The sequence below is a fragment of the Haloarcula regularis genome, from assembly GCF_029338315.1.
GTDB lineage: Archaea > Halobacteriota > Halobacteria > Halobacteriales > Haloarculaceae > Haloarcula > Haloarcula regularis.
Genome location: NZ_CP119794.1, coordinates 1,306,298 through 1,328,240 on the forward strand (window position 1 = coordinate 1,306,298; position 21,943 = coordinate 1,328,240).

At 68.1% G+C, this 21,943-nt stretch carries 19 protein-coding genes and 3 pseudogenes; 11 read left to right on the top strand and 11 right to left on the bottom strand.

The window, feature by feature from the left end:
• Nucleotide 1: 1 nt before the first annotated feature.
• Both P1N55_RS07110 and P1N55_RS07115 read right to left on the bottom strand, forming a co-directional pair.
• Nucleotides 2-339 (bottom strand): annotated as a pseudogene (locus P1N55_RS07110) (DUF7113 family protein).
• 105 nt (nucleotides 340-444) lie between these two features.
• On the bottom strand, nucleotides 445-1,236 hold the full coding sequence (locus P1N55_RS07115; protein ID WP_276278236.1) for an endonuclease/exonuclease/phosphatase family protein: 792 nt from the start codon (nucleotides 1,234-1,236) through the stop codon (nucleotides 445-447).
• An 89-nt stretch (nucleotides 1,237-1,325) separates the two neighbouring features.
• Here P1N55_RS07115 and P1N55_RS07120 point away from each other — a divergent pair, with 89 nt between their 5' ends.
• A complete protein-coding gene (locus P1N55_RS07120; protein WP_276278237.1) occupies nucleotides 1,326-3,149 on the top strand; it encodes an ATP-binding protein in 1,824 nt (607 codons plus the stop codon).
• A gap of 3 nt (nucleotides 3,150-3,152) precedes the next feature.
• Here P1N55_RS07120 and P1N55_RS07125 read toward each other — a convergent pair whose 3' ends face one another.
• Nucleotides 3,153-3,461, bottom strand: a complete 309-nt coding sequence (locus P1N55_RS07125; RefSeq protein ID WP_276278238.1) for a protein kinase family protein — start codon at nucleotides 3,459-3,461, stop codon at nucleotides 3,153-3,155.
• Complete coding sequence (locus tag P1N55_RS07130; RefSeq protein WP_276278239.1) at nucleotides 3,406-4,524, bottom strand: hypothetical protein; 1,119 nt, start codon at nucleotides 4,522-4,524, stop codon at nucleotides 3,406-3,408. The genes P1N55_RS07125 and P1N55_RS07130 overlap by 56 nt, the downstream gene beginning before the upstream one ends.
• Before the next feature lie 171 nt (nucleotides 4,525-4,695).
• Between P1N55_RS07130 and P1N55_RS07135 the strand changes: the two genes are divergently transcribed.
• Nucleotides 4,696-5,127 carry a universal stress protein gene (locus P1N55_RS07135; RefSeq protein ID WP_276278240.1) on the top strand — a complete coding sequence of 144 codons (432 nt, stop codon included), beginning with the start codon at nucleotides 4,696-4,698 and terminating at the stop codon, nucleotides 5,125-5,127.
• Nucleotides 5,128-5,129: 2 nt separating this feature from the next.
• Here the strand turns inward: P1N55_RS07135 and P1N55_RS07140 are convergent, their stop codons facing one another.
• A complete protein-coding gene (locus P1N55_RS07140) occupies nucleotides 5,130-5,573 on the bottom strand; it encodes a universal stress protein (protein ID WP_276278241.1) in 444 nt (147 codons plus the stop codon).
• A 54-nt stretch (nucleotides 5,574-5,627) separates the two neighbouring features.
• Nucleotides 5,628-6,851, bottom strand: a complete 1,224-nt coding sequence (locus tag P1N55_RS07145) for a KaiC domain-containing protein (protein ID WP_276278242.1) — start codon at nucleotides 6,849-6,851, stop codon at nucleotides 5,628-5,630.
• 108 nt (nucleotides 6,852-6,959) lie between these two features.
• Here P1N55_RS07145 and P1N55_RS07150 point away from each other — a divergent pair, with 108 nt between their 5' ends.
• Nucleotides 6,960-7,811, top strand: coding sequence for an NAD(+)/NADH kinase (locus tag P1N55_RS07150; RefSeq protein ID WP_276278243.1), 852 nt, complete (start codon nucleotides 6,960-6,962; stop codon nucleotides 7,809-7,811).
• On the opposite strand, the gene P1N55_RS07155 is transcribed toward P1N55_RS07150, so the two are convergent.
• Complete coding sequence (locus P1N55_RS07155; RefSeq protein WP_276278244.1) at nucleotides 7,808-8,095, bottom strand: hypothetical protein; 288 nt, start codon at nucleotides 8,093-8,095, stop codon at nucleotides 7,808-7,810. The genes P1N55_RS07150 and P1N55_RS07155 overlap by 4 nt on opposite strands.
• 140 nt (nucleotides 8,096-8,235) lie before the next feature.
• On the opposite strand from P1N55_RS07155, the gene P1N55_RS07160 reads away from it, so the two are divergent.
• On the top strand, nucleotides 8,236-8,811 hold the full coding sequence (locus P1N55_RS07160) for a response regulator (protein ID WP_276278245.1): 576 nt from the start codon (nucleotides 8,236-8,238) through the stop codon (nucleotides 8,809-8,811).
• Between the two features lie 356 nt (nucleotides 8,812-9,167).
• Nucleotides 9,168-9,425: a hypothetical protein gene (locus P1N55_RS07165; protein WP_276278246.1), complete on the top strand. Its 258-nt coding sequence runs from the start codon at nucleotides 9,168-9,170 to the stop codon at nucleotides 9,423-9,425.
• 16 nt (nucleotides 9,426-9,441) lie between these two features.
• Here P1N55_RS07165 and P1N55_RS07170 read toward each other — a convergent pair whose 3' ends face one another.
• Nucleotides 9,442-10,068 (bottom strand): TetR/AcrR family transcriptional regulator, encoded by a 627-nt coding sequence (locus tag P1N55_RS07170; protein WP_276278247.1) that lies wholly within the window; start codon nucleotides 10,066-10,068, stop codon nucleotides 9,442-9,444.
• Nucleotides 10,069-10,292: 224 nt separating this feature from the next.
• Here P1N55_RS07170 and P1N55_RS07175 point away from each other — a divergent pair.
• The 3 genes and pseudogenes from P1N55_RS07175 to P1N55_RS07185 all read left to right on the top strand — a co-directional run bounded on the left by P1N55_RS07175 (nucleotide 10,293) and on the right by P1N55_RS07185 (nucleotide 16,269).
• Nucleotides 10,293-12,216, top strand: a pseudogene (locus tag P1N55_RS07175) (COG1361 S-layer family protein).
• Nucleotides 12,217-14,739, top strand: a complete 2,523-nt coding sequence (locus P1N55_RS07180; RefSeq protein WP_276278249.1) for an efflux RND transporter permease subunit — start codon at nucleotides 12,217-12,219, stop codon at nucleotides 14,737-14,739.
• Nucleotides 14,740-14,817: 78 nt separating this feature from the next.
• A complete protein-coding gene (locus tag P1N55_RS07185) occupies nucleotides 14,818-16,269 on the top strand; it encodes a dihydrolipoyl dehydrogenase family protein (protein ID WP_276278250.1) in 1,452 nt (483 codons plus the stop codon).
• A 19-nt stretch (nucleotides 16,270-16,288) separates the two neighbouring features.
• Here the strand turns inward: P1N55_RS07185 and P1N55_RS07190 are convergent, their stop codons facing one another.
• Both P1N55_RS07190 and P1N55_RS07195 read right to left on the bottom strand, forming a co-directional pair.
• Nucleotides 16,289-17,026, bottom strand: coding sequence for a 5-formyltetrahydrofolate cyclo-ligase (locus tag P1N55_RS07190; protein ID WP_276278251.1), 738 nt, complete (start codon nucleotides 17,024-17,026; stop codon nucleotides 16,289-16,291).
• A 64-nt stretch (nucleotides 17,027-17,090) separates the two neighbouring features.
• Nucleotides 17,091-18,203, bottom strand: a complete 1,113-nt coding sequence (locus P1N55_RS07195) for a PGF-CTERM-anchored ABC transporter substrate-binding protein (protein WP_276278252.1) — start codon at nucleotides 18,201-18,203, stop codon at nucleotides 17,091-17,093.
• Nucleotides 18,204-18,262: 59 nt separating this feature from the next.
• Between P1N55_RS07195 and btuC the strand changes: the two are divergent.
• The 3 genes and pseudogenes from btuC (at nucleotide 18,263) to P1N55_RS07210 (ending at nucleotide 20,904) form a co-directional block, all read left to right on the top strand.
• A pseudogene (gene btuC / locus P1N55_RS07200) lies at nucleotides 18,263-19,332 on the top strand (vitamin B12 ABC transporter permease BtuC).
• Nucleotides 19,333-19,349: 17 nt separating this feature from the next.
• Nucleotides 19,350-20,555 (top strand): heme ABC transporter ATP-binding protein, encoded by a 1,206-nt coding sequence (locus P1N55_RS07205; protein WP_276278691.1) that lies wholly within the window; start codon nucleotides 19,350-19,352, stop codon nucleotides 20,553-20,555.
• Nucleotides 20,556-20,676: 121 nt separating this feature from the next.
• Nucleotides 20,677-20,904 carry a hypothetical protein gene (locus tag P1N55_RS07210; RefSeq protein ID WP_276278253.1) on the top strand — a complete coding sequence of 76 codons (228 nt, stop codon included), beginning with the start codon at nucleotides 20,677-20,679 and terminating at the stop codon, nucleotides 20,902-20,904.
• Nucleotides 20,905-20,911: 7 nt separating this feature from the next.
• On the opposite strand, the gene P1N55_RS07215 is transcribed toward P1N55_RS07210, so the two are convergent.
• Nucleotides 20,912-21,739 carry an IS5 family transposase gene (locus tag P1N55_RS07215; protein WP_276276370.1) on the bottom strand — a complete coding sequence of 276 codons (828 nt, stop codon included), beginning with the start codon at nucleotides 21,737-21,739 and terminating at the stop codon, nucleotides 20,912-20,914.
• Nucleotides 21,740-21,943: the final 204 nt, after the last annotated feature.

The following is a 21,943-nucleotide window of genomic DNA, read 5'->3' on the forward strand; positions in this document are numbered from 1 at the left end:
CTCAGTGGGCTTCGCCGGCCTGGAGGACCGTGATCTCGACGTCGGCCGCGTCGACGCCGACGCGCGCGAACTGCGTCCTGACGTGGTCCTTCGCGGCCTCGATGGCGGCCTCGCGGGTCTCGAAGCCGCGGGGCATCGGCGACTCGAAGGCGACCCGCAGTTCGCGGTCGCCGATCTGCTGGGTGCTCCCGCCGCTCTCGACCTCGTAGAAGGCGTCACAGACCCAGACGTACGGCGCCCCCTCGTCGGGTGCCCCTTGAACGACGGGGGTTCTTCGCCAGGTTCGAACAGCGTGCCGGTGAGGCCGGTCCCGCCGGCGTTTCCTCGGATGAGCAACATGCCAGACGGTAGGCGGCCCAGCGGCAAAAGGGTCCCTCCGAAACCGTTTTTGCCTCGCGGCCCGTGCGCTGCGGGAACACACCACACGAAGGGGAGAGGCGGGCGCTACAGCGTGCAGTCGACGACCACCGGGAAGTGGTCCGACGCGTAGTGGTCGTCGTCCCGGTCCGTGCAGACGGCGTGCGTGGCGACGTCGAACTCGCCGGTGACGAAGACGTGGTCGATGCCCATGTCCGGGAGGAGGTCGTGGAAGTCCGACCGGGTCGTCGTCGGGCCGTGGCGGTGGGTCGCGAGGCCGCGGGTGTCAAACAGGCGCCGCCCGTCGGGGAGTTCGTGGTCGACGGCGGCGGCGTGGGCCGGGTCGCCGACGACGCAGTTGAAATCGCCCATCACCAGGCCGGGGTCGGCTCCGACCGCGGCGTCGAACCGGTCGAGGACGAGCTCGATGCCCGCCCGTCGAGCCCGTTCGCCCTCGTGGTCCAGGTGGGTGTTGAGGACGAGGAGGCGCTGGTCCGACCGGCGGTCCTGCAGGCGGGCGTGGGTGGCGACGCGGGGGTAGCGGGCGTCCCAGCCGACGCTGCCGGGCGTCTCCGGGGTCTCCGAGAGCCAGAACGTCTCCGTCGCCACGCATTCGAACCGGTCGGTCCGGACCCCGACGGCGGTGTGTTCGCCGCCCGCCGCGACAGAGTCCCGCGGGTCGCCCACCCAGTCGTAGCCGGGCAGCAGCTCCTCCAGTTCGCGCATCTGGTGGGCCATCGCTTCCTGGATGCCGACGACGTCCGGCCCGTGAAACCGGACGGTACTGGCGACGAGGCGGCGCCGGTGGGGCCAGGCGTCGCGCCCGTCGGAGGCCGTGTCGTATCGCACGTTGAACGTCATCACCCGCAACCCGTCCATGTGAGGGGAGTCGGGGGCCCACCGGCGTAAGGTTTCACTTCCGCTCCGGTGGGGAAAGCGGTTTGTCGCTCGGCGCCGTCCGCCCCGGTATGTCCGACCTCGGGGACTTCACCGACTTCAGCGCCGACGACGCCGGGGAGGACCCGGCCGACGACGGCGACCCCGTCGGTGAGTCCGCCACAGCCGCGACGAGCGTCGACTCGACAGACGACACCTTCGAGCAGATGGACACCGACCCGGTGGCCCCGGACGCCGGCCTCGGCGTCCTCTCGGCGGCCGGCGGCCTCCGCATCAGCGAGGAGGCCGACGAGACCTGCCTCCGGGCCTACGTCACCGCCGCGAACCGCTCGGCCGTCCGCATCGGCAAGTACCTGCTGGTCCCCTACCCCGACGGCGAGCGCCTGTTCTGTCGCATCACCGCCTTAGAGTACGCCCAGGAGTTCCGGGCCGACGACGCCACCGAGATCCACGCTCGCCGGGCGATGCGCGAGCAGGGCATCGACGAGCAGGACTTCAAGTTCATCGCCGAGCTCGACCCCGTCGCGGTGCTGTACACCGACGGCGGCGAGCTCAAGCGCCGGATGACCGACCGCGTGCCCAAGCCCGAGACGGTGGTCCGGGAGGCCACCGACAAGACCGAGATAAAGACCGGGCTGAAGATTCCCGAAGACGGCGTCTTCCTGGGGCACCTCTCGGTCGGCGGCGAGAAGGTCCGGACGGCGGCCGAACCGCCGACCATCGACTACCGCCTGAAGGACGACTACGACGCGGGCGACCCGCTGGTCTTCCGGCACACGCTCGTCGCCGGCGGGACGGGGTCGGGCAAGACCCACAGTTCGAAGAACGTCCTTCGCCAGTACCTCGGGCGGACCTACGAGATGGGCGACGGCCGCACCCCCGAGCTCGCGGTGGTCCAGTTCGACCCCCAGGACGAGTACGCCCAGATGCACGACGACAATCCGGCGATGACCGACGAGTTCGCGCGCCGCTGCGAGCGCGAGGGCGTCGCCCACGGCGGCTACGACGACACCATCGCGTTCGTCCCGAAGGTGGCCGGCGCCGACTACAGCGCCAGCCACCACGGCGCCGAGCAGGTCGAGTTCACCGTCCCGTTCTCGCTGGTCTACGAGAACCCCTGGCTCATCGCCGGGTCGGCGCTCAACGACAACCAGTACGGCGCGCTCGTCAACACGCTGCTCCCGCGGTTCCGGCGCCAGTACGGGTCGAGCGGGACCTACGACGACTTCAAGACCTTCCTCTCGGACCCCGCGATGAAGGAGGAACTCCACGAGGCCGGCGACGTCCACGAGGCCACCTTCGACGCCGTCAAACGCCGGGTGCGCGGGTTCGACGCCGTCTTCGACCAGGACGCCCGGCCGATCACCGACCAGATACCCCAGCTGGTCCGGGACGGCGGGCTCACGGTCATCCCGACCTACCACATCACCGACTCGCGGACGGCCTCGACCGTCGTGCTGGCCGTCTCGAGCCTCCTCATCGACCAGAAGCTCTCGAACGATCCGACCTACGACCGCATCAAGGAGACGCCCCTGGTGGTGGGGATGGACGAGGCCCACAACTTCCTGACCGACGCCGACAGCGTCCAGGCCCGGAAGGTCATCGGGAAGTTCACCGAGGCCGCCAAACAGGGTCGCAAGGAGCGCCTGGGCCTGTATCTCATCACGCAGGACCCCCAGGACATCGCCGACCCCGTGTTCAAGCAGATCAACACGACGATGGTCCTGAACCTGGGCGACGAGGACGCCATCAAGGCGGTCAACATCCCGTCGAACTTAGAGTCGAAGGTGCCCTACATGGAGAAAGGCCAGCGGGTCGTCTACTCGCCGGACAACTCCGAACCGGTCGAGCTCATCGGGCTCTCGACCTGCGTGACCCGCCACGGCCGGGACTGACGGCTACCGGAACGCGTCGACCAGCCGGTCCCGGAACGCCGTCGCGCTGGTGTACCGGTCCCGTGGCTCCGGTTCCATCGCCCGGGCCAGCACGTCGTCGAGTGGCGACGCGGCCTGGTTCACCTGGCCCGGGGGCGTGAGGTCGCCCTCCCGGATGGCCGCCGCCAGGTCGACGTCCGCCTCGAAGGGCGCCCGGTCGACCAGCAACCGGTACGCGAGCGCGCCCAGCTGGTAGGTGCCCGTCGTCGGCGTCGTCTCACCGTCCAGCTGCTCGGGCCGTGTAGGGCGTGACCAGCTGCTCGCCGACGGCATCGGTCACCGCCCACTGGAGCCCCCAGTCCGACAGCGTCGCCCGCATCTCGTCGCCGCGTGCCACGAGACAGACGGTCTCCGGGCGGATGCCCCGGCGCGGGAGGTCGTATCGGGTCGCGATGTCGAGCGCCGACGCGAGGTCACAGACGACGCGCAGTCGCTGGCGCATCGAGAGGTCCGCGACGTGGTCCACGAGCGTCCCCTCGCCCGCGGGGTAGGCGACCCACGGGGCCGGGCCGATGCCGACGTCGCGGACCGCCGTGACGTGGGCCGCGTCCGCGATGGTCTCCCAGTCGGTGACCGCCGACATGAACGCGGTCATCACCGACCGGTCGCTCGTAAAGGCCGGCGACAGGGTCGCGATCTCGACCGGTTCGTCGTCCGCGTCGGTCGCCCGGTAGCGGTGGACCGGGCCCGACGTGTCGACGTCGGTGACCGCAGAGAGGTCCGCGATGGCCGCGTCGAGGACCTGCGCCGGGGTCGGCGAGTCGTCGTCCGGTGACCCGTCGGTTGGGCCGGCGTCGCCGTCAGTCGATTGCTCCGGGTCGTCCGCAACGCCAGCGCTGGCGGGTGCGGCGGGCGGGTCCTCGACGAACCGGTGGTCGACGACCTGCTGGCGCTCGTCGTCGGGGGAGTACACCTCGAGGTGCTTGAAGTGGTACGCGTGCTGGACCGACCGTCCCAGCGAGCAGGCTCGCTGCTTCGCCGGGGCCGTCTCGAAGAGGACGTGGCCCTCGGCCGGGACGACGGCCCAGGCCTCGAGCAGGTCGTCGTACCTGACTTCGAGTCGCTCGTACAGCGGGTTCCAGTAGACGTTGCCCAGGCGGTCCGTGGCGCCCCACTGGAGCAGACACGGGTGACCGTCGTCGTCCATCGTCTCCCGACCCGCTCGCACCCCGCCGATGCGGGCCTCGTGCGTCGAGATGGGCGTGGCCGGCCCCTCCCGGTAGGCACAGAGGACCCACTCCTCGTCGTCCTCGCGAAGTTCGAGCGGTCTGGTCCGCTCGAGGGCGGCCCCCGCGTCCTGCTCGCCCGGGCCACCGCCCGCTGTCCCCCTGCCCATCGAGTCCCCACCAGCCATAGTCGTCCACAACAACTGTCACGTGGGAAGAAATAATTTCCGGACATGACAGGGCGACTGGCGTCGCGCCGACCACGGCGGGTCGAGCGGGAAGGGACGCCGGCACCGGACTCGAGGCGAACATTCAAGCCCGACGGGGTGTCCACTCGTACCATGAGCAAACGGATACTCGTACCAGTCGACGGGTCGGAACAGGCGGCCGACGCCCTGGCGTACGTCCTAGAAGAGTTCCCCGAGTCGACGGTCGTCCTGTTGCACGTCATCAACCCCGCCGAGGCCGGGTACAGTGCCCAGGCGTCCGTCCCCTCCTTCTCCGAGGAGTGGTACGAGGACCAGAAGGAAAGCGCCGAAGCGCTGTTCGACGAGTTCGAGGAGGACGCCTCCGAGGCCGGCGTCACGGACGTCGAGCGCGTCCTCGAGGTCGGCCGGCCGACCCAGACCATCGTCGACTACGCCGCCGACCACGACGTCGATCAGATCGTGATGGGGAGCCACGGCCGGTCCGGCGTCTCGCGCATCCTGCTGGGCAGCGTCGCGGAACTCGTCGTCCGGCGCGCGACCGTTCCGGTGACCGTCATCAGGTAGGCCTAGGCGTGCCGGATGATGTGGACGTCGTACTGCGGGTCCTCGGAGACCGGTGCGCCGACGCTGGTCACCGGCGTCGAGACGCGCCCGGCGTTCTCGCTGCCGATGAAGATGATGGAGGCGTCCTCCTCGTTGGCGACGGTCCGGATGGTCCGGACCACGTCGGTCGTGTTCGACGCCATCGAGCTGACGTTCTCCGGAATCTCGGCGCGAAAGCGAGCCTTCGGGGCGATCTCGGCGGCCTGCCCTTCGAGCTTCTCGGCTATCTTGTCGATGTCGAAGGTCTCCTCGGGGTCGAGCCAGTCCCGCTCGAGTGCGAGTTCCACCGAGTCGGGGATGACGCTCAGCACGACGACTTCCTCCCCGCGGTACTCGCTGAACTCCGCGGCGCGTTCCAGTGCCGCTTTCGAGAGGGACGACCCGTCGAAGGGGACTAGCAGAACCATACGAACGCCTGTTCGGGTAATCAGATAAGTGTTGACGAAACGGCCACGTCGACCTCAGAAGATGTTGGCCTGCTGATAGACTGAGATGCCGTCCCGCGTTATCTCGTAGGGCTTGGTCTCCCGGGAGTGGTTGGCGTTCCGTATCTTCTGAATCTCGACTGCCAGGCGGGTCTCCTGGGTCGACCCGCGCACGTACTGGAGGACGAACACGGCGTCGGTCAGGTACTCGATGATGCCGTGTCTGGAGGCGTAGGGGTTGTCCTCGCTGGCCTCGGAGGTGAGCATCGTCGTGACGCCCGCCTCCTTCAGCGAGCGGGTGAAGTCGAACACCTCGGTCCGGCGTTTGGCCGGCTGGTCGTACATCATCTCGAGCAGGGATACCGAGTCCAGCACCAGCCGGTCGGCGTCGAAGTCCTCGATGAGGTCGGGCAGTTCGTTACGGATGTTGTCGAGGCTGTTTGCCATCTCCACCGGGTCGAGGTCGATGACCGCCAGTCTGTCCTCGTCCTCGTACTCGCGGAATCCCCACCCCCGGTCGTCGGCGGTGTCCATGATGCTCCGGTAGGACTGCTCAAGCGTGATGAAGATGCAGGTGTCGCCGACTTCCAGGCCGTGGTGGAGAAACTGCAGGCCGAACGTCGTCTTGCCCGTCCCGGCCGACCCGATGGCGACGACGAGGTGGCGCTTCGGGATCCCGCCCTGGATCATCCCGTCGAGCCCCTCGATGCCGATGTCGATGCGGGGGATGTCCGAGTCGAAGTCCTCGTCCTGGAACTCCTCGTCGCCTCCGCCGGCCATCCCGAACTCGCTCGCGAAGTCGTCGTCGAACAGGCTGCCATCGCCGCCGTCGCCGCCGTCGTCGAACGAGCTGTCGCCGCCGGTGTCGGCGAACGGGTTCTCCCCGTCTTCGTTGTCGAACGGGTTCTCGCTGCCACTGTCGCCGAAGGGACTGTCCCCGTCGCCGCTCTCGAAGGGGCTGTCGGACTGGTCAGACTCGGCGTCGTCGAAGGGACTGTCCCCGTCGTTGCTCTCGAAGGGACTGTCCCCGTCGTTGCTCTCGAAGGGACTGTCAGATTGGTCAGTCCCGGCGTCGTCGAAGGGGCTGTCCCCGTCGCCGCTCTCGAAGGGGCTGTCAGATTGGTCAGATCCGGCGTCGGTGTCGTCGGTCGAATCCGCAAACGGTCCGTCGTCGTCGGTCGACGATTCCGCCTCCGAGTCGGCCTCCTCGTCTCTGAACGCCCGTTCGAACCAGTCGTCGTCGGAGCTCCCGTCGCTCATCCGCCCGACCTCCGGCCACGCCAGCGACCCATGGAAACGAGTTCACGTGCGGACCACCATAAGCCCGTCGTAGAGGGTTTATAACCGGTCGGGCGGAACGGTGACGTAATGAGCGTCGGTATCGTCGCCCAGCGCGACAACGACAGGGCGGTGTCGCTGGCCGTCACGCTGGTAACGCGCCTCGAGGAAGCGTCCGCGTCAGTCGTCGTCGACGAGACGACCGGGGCGGCCCTCCGCGACCACGAGGAGTGGGCCGGGTCGAGGGCGTCGACCGCCCCCGTCGAAGCGATGGACGGATGTGACCTGGTGGTCAGCATCGGCGGCGACGGCACCTTCCTCTTTGCGGCCCGCGGCGCCGGGTCGACGCCCATCATGGGCGTGAACCTCGGGGAGGTCGGGTTCCTGAACGCCATCGCCCCGGAGGAGGCCGTCGAGACGGTCGTCGCGGAGGTCGAGCACATCCAGAAGACCGGGAGCGCGCGGACCCGGGCCGTGCCGCGCCTGCGTGCCCGCGGCTCGGACTGGGAGCTGTCCCCCGCCCTCAACGAGGTGGTGGTCCAGGCCGGCCACCGCGGCAGCGGCGGCGGCGCGACGTTCGAGATCACCGTCGACGGGTCCCGGTACAACCGCGGTCACGCCGACGGCGTGCTGGTCGCGACGCCGACGGGGTCGACCGCCTACAACCTCAGCGAGGGCGGCCCGCTCGTCCACCCGGACGTCGCCGGCCTCGTCGTGACGGAGATGGCCGGCGAGGAGCCGATGCCGCCCCTGGTCGTCGGCACCGACAGCGACGTGACCGTCGCCGTACACGACGCACCGCGTGCCGTGGTAGTGAGCGACGGCCGCATCAGAGAAGAGATAACGCCGCCGGAGCGCGTGACGCTCGCGCGCGGGAGCGAACCGGTCCGGCTGGCCGGCCCGCCGCTCGACTTCTTCACCGCACTGAACAAACTGGGTTAGCGTCGGCCGACGGCGTACAGCACCGGGGCGATGACCAGCAACACGAGGCCAAAGAGTTTGTACTGGAACGAGGACGCGAGGACGCTCCCGGCGTTCGGTTCCATCGCCGACGCCGGCGTCAGCAGCAGAATGACCCCGATTGCGATGGTGTGGAGCCCGAGCATCCGGAGCGAGCGCGTCGGCAGGATGCCGATAGCGCCGACTACGAACCCGAACAGGAGGATATCACCGATAGTGTATTGCAGCAAGAAGCTGTCGATGACCTGGAGCGGTAGCGCGAGCATTCGTAGGTCAGAATTCACCCTGACGCAATCTTTAAAGTTCCGTTACGCTCCGGGCGTGGCGGGTCCAGACCCCGCCAGCCTGTCTGATCCGGATCCCTGGCGCCGAAATATTATATACGTCGGTGACAGTAGACCCACCCGTGTCAGAGTCAGCAAGTGACGCGACGGTACTCGTCGCCGACGACGAGAAGGACGTCGCCGACGTCTACGCACTGCGCCTCCGCAACGAGTACCAGACGGAGACGGCTTACGGTGGGGCCGAGGCCCTAGAGAAGGTCGGCGAGGACGTCGACGTCATCCTGCTGGACCGGCGGATGCCCGACGTCTCGGGCGACGAGGTGCTCGCCGAGATTCGCGAGCGGAACCTCGATACGCGCGTCATCATGATTACGGCCGTCGACCCGGACTTCGACATCCTCGATATGCCGTTCGACGATTACCTCTGCAAGCCCATCGACAAGGACGACCTGGTGGCCGCCATCGACCAGCAGCTGGCCGCCCGCCGGTACGACGACCGGATGGCCGAATACCTCGAGGTCACCTCGAAACTCACCCTCCTGGAGGCCGAGAAGACGGCCCAGTCGCTGGACGAAAACGAGGACATCGCGTCGCTGAAAGCGCGCGCCGAGGCGCTGAAAACGGAGATGGACGAGACGCTGTCGGAGTTTCGTGACGTCGACGCCGCGTTCAAGGAGATCGACCGCCACCCTAACTGAGCCGTGGGTGCTCCCTAACTGGAGTACGGCCACGCCGTCGACGGTCAGTATCACGCCGATGAGCGACAGCGCGCCCACCGTGACGCGGTGCTCGTCGAGTCGGCGACGACGGCCCTGGCCGACGGCGAGCCCCGCGGGGGGCAGGTCCGGACCGGAGTCGAGTTCCGCTATACTGCCTGAGAAAGAAGAATAAAACGTAAAAAAAAGCCATCTAAAAAAAACGTTTTAGCGGACCGTGAAACGAGGGAATGAACCGCCTGACCCGCCGCAAAACGTCCCGAACGATGCGAATTATCCGTAACGGTCTGCGGTTTATATCGGGGTAGGTGGCATAGTGTGTGGCGAGGAGGATACCTATGTCTATCGTCACGCCCTTCGAATCGCCCGCCGAATCGGTCCCCAACGAGAACGCCCCCGTCCGCTCGCTCGTCCAGTCGCTCGCGCTCCGCCCCCTGCGGTTCGTCGGCTTCTGGGTTGGTGTGCTGTCCCCGCTCGCGTATCCCCTGCTGTTATTTGGCGGCCTCGACGCGCAGTCGCTGCTGGTCCTCCTCGGTGTCGTCGTCCTCAACGTGGCCGGTCTGCTCCTCGGTCGTGGCTACGGCAGCACGTCCTGACTCCGATACCGCCGGACTACGCCGCCCGGTCGGCGAGAATCTCGCGTTCGACGTACCTGTCTATCGACTCCTGGAGCGACGGGAGGGGGTCGTCGGTCCGGGTCGCGTTCTTGAAGATGCTCCCTTCGGCCATCGTCAGCAGGAACCTGGCGGTCTGGTCCGGGTCGACGTCGGCGAAGACGCCGGCCTCGATACCGTCCGCCAGCAGGTCGGACAGCTGGGCGGCAAATCCCTCGTCCATCTCGGTGAACTTCGCCCGGAACTCGGGGTTCCGGATCGCCTGTGCGCGCAGTTCGAGGTACGTCGAGAGCACCTCGTCTTCCTCGGGACGGCCGGCGATGGCCGGGTGGTCGCCGGTGATCAAGGCGAGATACGTCCGCAGGTCCTCGGCCGGGTCGCCGGTCGACTCGAGCTGGAAGACGCGGTCGAACTCGGCGAGCATGAACTCCACGAACGAGAGCAGGAGGTCCTCCTTGTCCTCGAAGTGGTGGTAGAACGTCGACTTGCTGAGGTCGGCCTGGTCGGCGATGCGCTGGATGGACAGGCCCGCGTAACCGTGCTCCTGGAGGGCACAGAACGTCGCTCGCATGATTGCCTCGTGAGAATCGGCCGGTTCGCCCGCGAACGGTAACCCTTCACTCATCCCGACCGAATATTCGTTCGGCCACAGATATATCTTTTCGGTCGGACCCCGCAATCGGGTCGAACCACAACGTTGATACTTGAACCGAACGTTCGTTCGATAGAAATGGTTGAACGGTTGTTCGAGCCTCGCAACCGACGAGGAGTGTCGGAGTGGTCGCCCTGGACCGCCCCGTGTGGGAGTGCCGTACCGCCGAAAGTCACACCGACGGACGGGGTGGGTGCATGAAGACCAGGTCGCTCGTACTCACGGTGGGCATGGCCGCCCTGGTCGTCCTCTCCGGGACGGCGCTGGGCCGTCACCGGGAGTCCCGACATCGATGCGACCCTGGTCGACAACACCGTCGCACCGGGCGAGGAGACGACGCTCGACGTCGTCCTCGTCAACAGCGGGACCGTCAAATCCGGGTCGACGAACGACAAGCTCACTAACGAGGTGACGACCGCACGCGGGCTGACGGTCAGCATGAACACCGGCGGCGCGCCCATCACGGTCCAGACGAACAAGCAGGCCGTGGGCACGTTCCCCGAGGGGACCACGGAGGTGCCTTTCGACATCTCGGTCGACGAGGACGCCAAGCCGGGGAAGTACCAGATTCCGGTCCGACTCGAGTATGAGTACACGAACTTCATATCCGAGACCGACGGGGCACGCGACGAATCGTCGGTCAGCAGGACCATCGACGTCACTCTGAAAGTCTCCGAGCAGGCGACGTTCGACGTCGTGGACGTCGAGTCCAACGCCCGCGTCGATTCGACCGGTGCGGTCGCCGTGACCGTCGAGAACACCGGGAAAGAGGCCGCGAGTGATGCGTCGGTGACGCTGACCTCGCGCAGTCAGGATATCACCGTCGGCGGCGCCGAGGCCGGGTCCCGCTTCGTCGAGTCCTGGGACGCCGGCGAGCAGCGCACCTTCCGCTACCGCGTCGGCGCGGCCACAAACGCCGAACCTGACGCCTACGAGTTCGGCCTCGCCGTCGAGTTCGACGACGAGGATGGGGCCCGCCAGACCTCGCCCGAGTCGTCCGTCGGCATCACCGTCGCCCGCGCCCAGGAGTTCACCGTCACGGACATCGAGAGCGACGCGCCCATCGGGTCCAGTGGCACCTACGCGGTGACGATCCGCAACGAGGGGCCGGTCGTGGCCAACCTCGCCACCGTGAACATCGTCTCCGAGAGCAGTGACGTCACATTCGGCCGGGCGTCCTCGGCCAACCAGTTCATCGGGACCTGGGAACCCGGCGAAGAGCGGACGGTCCGCGTCGAGGCCAACGTCAGCGCCGACGCCAGGGAGACGGTCTACGCCCTCTCGGCGACCGTCGGCTACCAGGACCCCGAGGGTGACTCGGCCGCCAGCGACCCGATACCGCTCGGCCTGCGGCCCGAGCCCGAACAGGCGTTCGAACTCGGCGACGTCGACGCCTCCCTCCGGGCCGGCACCGACGGGCGCATCCGCGGCACGCTGATCAACACCGGCGACCGCCCCGTCCGGAACGTCGTCCTCCACTGGGAGAGCGACCACAGCAACCTCTCGCCACAGGAGACCCAGTACGCCGTCGGTGACCTCGCGCCCGGCGAGTCCGCGCCGGTCGAGTTCGGCGTCGACGTCTCGGACAGCGCGGACGCCGGGCCGCGACAGTTCGACTTCAGCGCGTCCTACCGCGCCCCCGACGGCGAGCGAGAGCGCGGCGACACCATCGAGGTCCGCGCGACCGTCGACCCCAGCACCGACGAGTTCACCGTCGATACCGGCAACACGAGCGTCCAGGCCGGGCAGTCGACGACCATCGAACTGACCGTCACCAACGACCGGGACGAACGGCTGACCGACATCTCGGCGAAGCTGTTCGCCGACTCGCCCATCTCGGTCTCCGACGACGAGGCGTTCATCCCGTCGCTCGACCCCGGCGAATCCGCGACCATCCGGTTTGGCATCAGCGCCAGCGGCAGCGCGATGGCCAAGTCCTACCCCGTCTCGCTGGACTTCCAGTACGAGGAACCGGACGGTGACACCCCCATCTCCGACACCTACCGCGTGCCCATCGAGGTGACCGAACGCGGCGGTGGCGGGGGCCTCCCGCTCGGGACCATCGCGGTCGTCGGACTGGTCGCCGTGGTGGCCATCGGCGGCTACGTCAGGTTCAGATAGATGGACTACCAGCGGTACATCGACTGGGCGGACGACCGCATCGTCCACGACTCCCGGAAGGTCATCCTGGCCTTCCTCGTCGTGACGGTGCTGTTCGGCGTGGGCCTCGGGAGCGTCTCGACCGAGGCCGGGACCGAACAGTTCACCACCGGCCTCCCGGCCGAGGAGGCCCTCGAGCGGGTCAACACTGAGTTCTCGCCGGCTTTCTCGCCGGATACGGGCGCCACCCAGCTCATCCAGGAGGGGAACAACGTTCTCTCGAAGGACGCCATCCTGCGGATGCTGGAGACCCAATACCGGCTGGAGCAACACCAGGACCTCCGGGTGACCTCAACGTCGAGCGCGGCGGCCATCGTCGCCCAGCAACTCGACCCGTCGGCGACGACCACCGAGGCACAGATTCGCGCCGTCGAGTCCGCGACGGAGCGCGAGATAGACGTCGCGGTCCGCGAGGCAGCCGAGACGAACCCGCGGTTCGGGTCGCTCGTGAGCAACGACTTCAACCGCGGGTCGGCGTCGGCGTCCGCGACCATCGGCCTGGTGACCCACGAGATCCCCGCCGGCATCTCCTCTGGGTCCGGCCAGGGCGGCTCGAGTCCGCTGACCAGCATCCAGCGCCAGGCCGAGTTCACGGTGTCCTCCGTCGACCAGGGGACCATCCGGGTGTTCGGCTCGGGCATCATCGCCCAGGAGTTCTCGAACGTCGTCGGCGACTCGCTCATCCTGACGGTGCCCGCGGCGGTCCTCTTTATCCTCGTCTTCCTCTCGCTTGCCTATCGTGACCTCGCGGACATGGCGCTGGGCCTGCTCGCGCTCTTCATGGCCATCGTGTGGACGTTCGGGTTCATGGGTCTGGCCGGTATCGCCTTCTCGCAGATGCTCATCGCCGTCCCGCCCCTGTTGCTCGCGGTGGGCATCGACTTCGGCATCCACGCGGTCAACCGCTACCGCGAGGAACGCGAGGAGGGGACCGACATCGTGGAGTCGATGCGCATCACGACCGACCAGCTGCTGGTCGCGTTCTTCATCGTCACCGGCACGACGGTCATCGGCTTCCTGGCGAACGTCACCAGCGACCTGCCACCCATCCAGGACTTCGGGTACGTGGCCGCCGTCGGTATCATCTTCACCTTCCTCATCTTCGGGGTCTTCCTCCCGGCCGCGAAGGTCGAGCTGGACCGCCTGCGCGAGCGGTACCCCATCCCGACCTTCAGCCAATCGGCGCTGGGCTCAAGCGAGTCCTCGGCGCTCGGCGGCGTCCTCCGGGGCGGGGTCGTCATCGCCGAGCGGGCGCCCGTCATCTTCCTGCTCGTGATTCTGGTCGTCTCGGCCGGCGCGAGCGCCTACGCGACCGGCGTCTCGACGTCGTTCTCCCAGGAGGACTTCCTCCCGCCCGAGGAGAACCCCGAGTTCATCGATTCGCTCCCCGAGCCGTTCCGGCCAAGCGAGTACAGCGTCACGGAGAACCTGAACTTCCTCGAGGAGAAGTTCGCGACGACCCAGAGCAGTCAGGCCACCGTCTACGTCGAGGGGCCGATGAAGAAAGACTACGCCCTGGAACAGATGTATCGCGCGGGCGACGACCCGCCCGACTCGTTCGTCCGCGAGGACGGGCGCGCGTCCTCGACATCCATCGTCACGGTCATCCAGGACCACGCCGAACGCGACCCCGAGTTCCGCGCCCTCGTCGAGGCCAACGACCGCAACGACAACGGCGTCCCCGACGACGACCTCGGGGAGATATACGCATACCTGCTGGACTCGCCGGCCCGTGACCAGGCGCTCAACTACATCACCGAGGACTTCCGGAGCGCACGGGTCGTCTACACCGTCGAGTCAGACGCGACCGACGCCGAGGTGACCGAAGACACCCGCGAGGTGGCCGAGGACTTCCGCTACGAGGCGACCGCGACCGGCTCCATCGTCGTCTTCCAGGCCGTCTCCGACGTCATCTTCGAGTCGGCCATCCAGTCGCTGGCCATCGCGCTGGCCGGCGCCTCGCTGTTCCTGGTGTTCATCTACTGGGTGCTCGAGGACCAGCCCTCGCTGGGCATCGCCAACGTCGTGCCCGTCATCGTCACCGTCGCGCTGCTGGCGGGGACGATGCGCCTGCTCGAGATTCCGTTCAACGCGCTGACGGCGACGATGCTCGCCATCACCATCGGGCTGGGCGTCGACTACTCCGTCCACGTCACCCACCGGTTCGCCGACGAGATGCACGACAACGACCTGGTGACGGCGCTCGACCGGACCGTCCGGGGGACCGGCGGCGCGCTGCTGGGCAGCATGCTCACCACCGTCTTCGGCATCGGCGTGCTCGCGCTGGCGGTGTTCCCCGCCATCGGCCAGTTCGGCATCCTCACCGCGATGTCGGTGGCCTACGCGTTCCTCACGTCGCTGCTTGTGCTCCCGTCGGTGCTGGTGGTCCGCGACCGCATCCTCCGCCGACGCGGGCTGGTCGGGTCGCTGTTCGACGTCGGCCGTCCGCAGCCGCCCCGACCCACCGAGAGCAACGACGACTGAGACGACCGCTCCTCGCTCGTGTCGGACAGTCACACGCGCACTGAAGGCTTTATCCCGGCGCACCACTTTGCCCCGGATATGACCCACGTCGTCATCATCGGGGCCTACGGGAGCGCGGGCGCTGCCGTCGCCGGTGACCTCGTCGAGGAAGACGGAATCGAACTCACGCTCATCGACAACGGCGACCCGGGCGGCGGCCTCTGCATCCTCGAGGGGTGCATGCCGTCGAAGGAAGTCCTCTCGGCGGCCGCCCACCGGTTCCAGGCCCGGCACGACCACCGCCTGACGGGCGACCCGCCTGACGTCGACCTGGAGGCGGTGGTCGAACAGAAAGACGACCACACGCTCGGGTGGGCCGGCCACCGCCGGGACTCCATCCACGAGATGGCCGAGCGCGACGACGTCACCTTCGTCCACGACACCGCGACGTTCGTCGACGACCACACCGTCCGGGCCGGCGGCGAGGAGTTCGAGGCCGACTACGTCGTCGTCGCCACCGGGTCGTCGGTGAACGTCCCGGACACGCCGGGCATCGACGAGGTCGACTTCATGACCAGCGCCGACGTATTAGACGCCACCGAGTTCCCCGACTCGGGTATCGTGATGGGCTTTGGCTACATCGGGATGGAGATGGTCCCCTACCTCGCGGAGGCCGGCGGGATGGAACTGACCGTCATCGAGCACGACGAGCGCCCCATCGACGAGGCCGACCCGGCCTTCGGCGACGAGGCTCGCCGCATCTACGAGGACAACTGGGACGTCGAGATTCCGACGAACTGCTACGAGTGCGAACTGGAACCCACCGACGACGGCGGCGTTCGACTCCACGTCGAGTTCGAAGATAGCGAGGAACGGAGTTCCTCGGACAGCCGGACGGAGTCCGGCGATGGCGGCGAGGCCACCTACGAGGCCGACCAGCTGTTCTGTTTCACCGGCCGCCGGCCCACGGTCGAGGGCCTCGGGCTGGAAAACACCTCGATTTCGGCCGCGGGCGACTGGGTGCGCGACACGATGCAGACCGAAGACGCCGACCACGTCTACGCCGTCGGCGACGTCAACGGGCGAGAGCCCATCCTCCACGTCGCCAAGGAGCAGGGCTTTACCGCCGCCGCGAACATCCTCCGCCAGGAAGCGGGCGCCGACCCCCAGCCCTACGAGAACGTCCACCACCACGTCATCTTCTCCGGGCTGGGCGTCTACCCGTTCGCTCGGGTGGGCCACACCGAGGCGTCGGCGAAAGAGGCTGGCTACGACGTGGTCACCGCGACCCGGCAAGCCAGCGACGACGGCGTCTTCAAGTCCAAGGACGTCCCCGAGGGGCTCTCGAAGCTCGTCGTCGACGCCGAGGACGGCACCGTGCTGGGCTGGCAGGGCCTGCACTACCACGCCGACTCGTTCGCGAAGATGCTCCAGATCGTCGTCGAGAACGGCCTGGACGTGCGCGACCTGCCCGACCGGGCCTACCACCCGACGCTGCCCGAGAACTTCGACGGCCTCATCCGGGACTGCGTGGCCGCGCTGGAGTCCTGAGCAGCGGCGGGAAACGACGTCAGTCCGGCGCCCGGTCGGCAAGCACCGGCATCGCGTCGATTCGCGCCTCGGAGAGCGCCGCCCAGTCGACGCCTGCCGGCCGGTCGAAGGGCGTCGCCGTCTCGACGGTCCGGTCGGGCGTCACCACGAGGTCCATCGGCACGTCGTGGGCGTCGACGGGCACCTCGACGGCGGCCGTCCCGAGCGCGCTCTCGGGGCCGTCGACCACCTGCAGCTCGTGGACCGTCGTCGCGACGGTGGTGTCCGCGTCGACCAGGTCCAGTTCCCGGAGGACGGCGAACTCGAGGTCGCTGTACCCCTCGCCCTTGCCGACGCGAGCGCCGTCCTCGGTGACGGCGACCGACCCCGACACGACGAGGTCGACCCCCTCGACGGCCTCGGGCCGGACCTGCCGGGCGTGGTCGGCCACGTGCGAGACGGTCGGTGCGGCCTCGACGTCGTCCAGTCGCTCAGGGTCGAGTTCGTAGAAACACGCCGCCTCGCGGAGTCTGGGGACCGCCATGTAGACCGTCTTGCCCGCCCGGAGCGCGGCCCGGCGGACGGGGAGTTGTGGGGCGTCGGGGTTGGCCTTGACACTCTCGGCGTCGTTCCAGACGTCGGTGTCGGCGAGTCGGGTTGCCGCCGCGTCGGCCCCGGCGAAGTTGGGGATGCGCCCGTGGGGCGGGAACGGGAACCGCGCCGCGCCCGACGCTTCGAGCGCATCCCAGACCCGTTCGCGGATGGCCTGTTTCTCCATCGGTAGGCAGTCGTTCGCTCCGGAGTGCCTTCAGCGGGACGATGCCCTCGAAGTGCGACCGAGCCTACCGGCGGCGCAGCGCCAGGAGCGACGCCGCGAGGGCGGCGACGAGCGCGGCCAGCGGCGTGAATCCGGGCCCGCTCCCGCCGTCTGTCGTCGACGGCTCGGTCGTCAGGGCGGGCGAGGCCGGTGTCGGCTCGTCCGTCCGTGTCGCCGTCTCCGTCTCGGTGGCGACTGTCACGTCCGACCGGGCGACGTAACTGTCCTCGTCGTACCGGTCGGGGTAGAGCTGGCGCGTCAGGTTGTGCGCGGCGAAGACGACGCTCCGTGGCGCCGGCTGGTTGAGCCAGCGCCGCTCGACGACGACGGTGCTGTTGGTCTCGCCCGCGGTGGTGCTCGCGTACGGTTCCTGGGTGACGAGCGAGTCGTCACCGGCGGCCAGAACGAGCACCTCGGGGTCAAGCGTGAGGAGGACTTCGTCACTCAGCTGCGGGTACCCCGTGTGGTCCCGCGCGGCGACGTTGTCCGCACCCGCGAGCTGGAGCAGTGCGTCGATGAACGTCGCCCCGCCGACGACGTAGCCGCCCCCGAGCGGGTAGAGTGCCGTCGGACGATCCTCGACGTCGGCGGTCTGCTCGCGGATGGCCTCGACGTTCGCGTCCATCCAGGCATTGGCCTCGGCCGCGCCCTGGCAGTTACCGGTGATTCGCCCGACGGTCTCGGTCTTCTCGCGGACGTCCGCGATGTCCTCGGAGGCCCGGAGGTGATAGACCGTCAGGCCGGCCTCGCGGAGCGGTTCCACGTCGCCCGCGCTCGCGTTGGGCGCGATGACGAGGTCCGGTTCCGCGCCGACGACCGTCTCGACGCTGACGCCGAACCCGGCCGAGACGTTGGTCCGGCTCTCGGAGCCGTCGAGATACGAGGCGTACTGGGTGAGGCCGACGACCTGCTCGCGGCCGCCGATCTCCCACATCGTCTGGGCCGCCGAGGGGTTCGTCGTCACGACGCGCTCGGGGCGTTCCTCGATGGGTATCTCGGTCCCGGTCGCGTCGGTCATCGTCACCGGGAACGTGCAGTGCTCGCTCGTCGTCGCCGCCGGCCCGCCGGCGGCGGGTGCGACACCGACAAGCGACGTCACGAGGAGCAATCCGACCAGCAGTGTCGCGTACCGTCTCATCACTCTATCCGCAACGGAGTAACAATAAATATTTACCTACTGCAAGTGGGTTTTCAATAATGCGACGCAGCGGACGGCTCCTCACGTGGACGGCCGCCCTCGTGGCGCTGCTCACGGCCGTCGTCACGGTGAGTGCGGGCATCGGGCCGGTCTGGATTCCGCCGGCCACCGTCGGGAAGATACTCCTCAACGCACTCGCCCTGCCGACCGGCGTCGAGCTCGCCGGCGGCGTGCCCCGGCTTGTCACCACGTCACCGTTCGCCTACCCCGTCGAGGACGTCCAGCGGCAGATCGTCGTGCAGGTCCGCCTGCCGCGCATCCTGCTGGGTGCCGTCGTCGGGTTCTCGCTGGCGGCGGCAGGGACCATCATGCAGGGCATCTTCCGGAACCCGATGGCCGACCCCTCTATCATCGGCGTCTCCTCGGGCGCGGCGGTCGGGGCCGTCGGGTTCATCGTCGTCCCCTTCGCCGTCCCGTTCGGTCTGGGCCTGCGCGGCGCGGCCTTCGCGGGGGCGCTCGTCGCCGCCTTCGGGGTCTACCTCATCGCGACGCGCAACGGCGAGACGCCGGTCGCGACCCTGCTGCTGGCCGGCGTCGCCATCCAGACGTTCCTCGGGGCCGTCGTCTCCTTCCTCCTGCTCCAGGCCGGCGAGAGCATCCGCCGGGCGCTGTTCTGGCTGATGGGACACCTCAAGAGCGCGACGTGGCTCGACGTCTCGACCAGCCTCCTGCTGGTCGCCGTCCCCTTTCTCGTCCTGCTGGCCTACACCCGTGACCTGAACGTGATGTTGCTCGGCGAGGAGGACGCACAGGGCCTCGGTATCGAGGTCGAGCGGACGAAGCGCGTCCTGCTGGCCGTCTCGGCGGTCATCACGGCCGCGGGCGTCGCCGTCGCCGGCATCATCGGCTTCGTCGGCCTCATCGTCCCGCACGTGATGCGCCTGCTCGTCGGCCCCGACCACCGGATTCTGCTGCCGACGGCGGCGCTCGCGGGGCCTCCTTCCTCGTCGCGACGGACACGCTCGCCCGGTCTGGCAGCGCGGAGGTGCCCGTCGGCATCGTCACGGCCGCGCTCGGCGCGCCGTTTTTCCTCTATCTCCTCCGCCAGCGGGAGGTGCACGAACTATGACTGCCGGCGAGTCGCCGATGCTCGACGTCCGGAACCTGTCGGTATCGTTCGGCGACGTGCAGGTCCTCTCGGACGTCGACTTCACCGTCGACCGGGGGACGCTCGTCGGCCTCGTCGGCCCGAACGGCGCCGGCAAGACCACGACGCTGCGGGCGCTCCGGGCGACGCTGACGCCCGACGAGGGGCGAGTCCGCGTCGCGGGCAACCCGCTCCCCGACCGGTCGGCGAAGGCGGTGAGTCGCCTCGTCGCGAGCACGCCCCAGGCGACGACGCTCTCGTTTGACTTCACCGTCGAGACGGTCGTCGAGATGGGGCGGACGCCGCACCTCGGCCGGTTCGAGCGCCTCGGCCCGGCGGACCGCGAGGCCGTCGCGGCGGCCATGGACCGGACCGACGTGACCCGATTCGCGGACCGACAGTTCACCTCGCTTTCGGGCGGCGAGCGTCAGCGCGTCCTGCTCGCGCGGGCGCTGGCCCAGGAGACGCCGGTGCTCGTGCTCGACGAACCGACGGCCAGCCTCGACATCAACCACGCCGTCCGGACGCTCGAACTCGTCAGTGCCCTCGTGGCCGACGGCAAGACCGCCGTGGCGGCCATCCACGACCTCAACCTCGCCGCGCGCTACTGCGACGAACTACTCCTGCTCGCCGACGGGAACGTCCGCGCCGCGGGCGACCCCGCATCGGTCCTCACGAGGGAGACGCTCGGCGACGCCTTCGACGCGGAGACGCTCGTGACCACGCAGCCGGGAACCGACGCACCGCTGGTCACGCCGCTGGCCGAGCGCGACCCGGCCGGGGCGGAGGTCCACGTCGTCGGGACCGGGCGGGGGGCCGCGGCGGCCGTCGCGCGACTGGTCGCCGCTGGCTTCGAGGTGTCCGTCGGCGTGGTTCCGGCCGGTGACGCCGCCGCCGAGCGAGCGCGGGAACTGGACTGCGAGGTGGTCACGGTCCCGCCGTTCGCCGGCATCGATCAGGGCTCGCGCGACCGGGCGAGGGAACTGGCACGCGGGGCCGAGGCCACCGTCGTCGCCGGCGACGTCGGCGACGGGAACCAGGCCGTCGTCGCGGCCGCCCGCCGTCTCGTGGCCGTCGCGGGCGAGGGCGTCCCGGCGATAGACTCCCGCCGGACGACCGTCACGGACGTCGACTCGCTGCCCGCAGCCATCCGCGACCTGCCACAGTCCGGCGACTCCGGGCAGGACACGAGAGTCCAGCAGTGAGGGCACCCGGCAAGGGCACGGCGAGAAGTCCCCCGGTCCAGATCGTCACACGGCCAGTGGCCACCGAGGCCCAACAAAGTTAGGTATAGTCACCACACACGGGCAGGTCATTCATCAGAGTATGTCCGAGCAGTCCACCACCGACGCCACGTTCGACCTCGACCAGTACCGGCAGAACACCCGGGACCTCGTCGCGTCGATGAACGAGACGACCGAGCTCATGGGCGAGATGAGCGAGAACATGAACCGGCTGGGCGAGTGTTTCGAGGCGTTCGGGGAGAGCAAGCATCGGCTCCGCGAGGCCCGCGAGGAGATGAAGCGAACGGCCGTGGTGAATCGCCAGACGTAGCTTGATTTCACGGTTTCAGAGACTGCTTGATGTTGTGAACGACACACATCAAAACGAGTTCACGAAATTCACCGTACCAATTTCGCGCACGCACAGCGTCGCCGAGCGTGCGCTTGATCGTCGAGAAAACGGTCTCACACATCGCTCTCTGGCGGTATCGAGGCCCATCGATCCGCGCGTTGTGCGCGTGATCGATGGGCCGGAACTCTCGATGTTTAATCAGCGGTCTTACGCCCTCTTCGCGGAGTTTCTCGCGTAAATCCATCCAGTCATAGCCTTTGTCGGCAGCGAGGCTGGCGAGGTCGCCCGCATTGCGGCGGGCGACCTGCCAGCCGAGCTGTGTGTCGTGACGTTTCTCGGTCGTACAGTGAACGTCCAGAATTGCTTGGCTTTCTGTGTCCACGAGAGCAGTTGTTTTGAGCGTCTGGACGCGGTAATTCGTCCGTCGGCAGTAGTGCTTGCTAGCGTTTTCGCGGTCGAAGAACGTCGCGTCGATGGCGGCGTGACCGCTCGGGTCGTGCAGCTGCGCCGACAGGCGCAGCAGCACTCGCCAGAGTGCTGTCTTAATTCTGTCAAACCACTTGACTAGCGTGGAATGGTCGGGGAGATCGGCCGCGTCGAGGCCGATCTCCCCGAGTATTTGTGGCATCTCGCTCAGCAAATCAAGTGCCTCTCGGTAGGATTTTTCCAGGTAAACCCGCAGACAGTGCAGCGACACCACCGCATACTCGGCGAAGCCGCCACCCCCTTCGGGGGCGGCGACTTCGCCTCGCTCACCAACAGCATTTTTAGCTAACTGGACCGCTTTCTTTGTGAAGCGGGAGATCTTCGACATGGATCATCGGCGGTTTCCCGCTTCATACTCCTAGTTCTAACGGTCGAAACCGGCGCTATACAGCGATTCACCAGAGCCAAGCGAACGGACGTGACGACCGGCCGAGCGACCGCGACGAGCAGTCACGCTGCGGACTGAGACCGGCTGGTTGTTCGAGTGACGACTCTCGAGGCCCTGTCACCACGGCCAGAAACGGCAAGACCG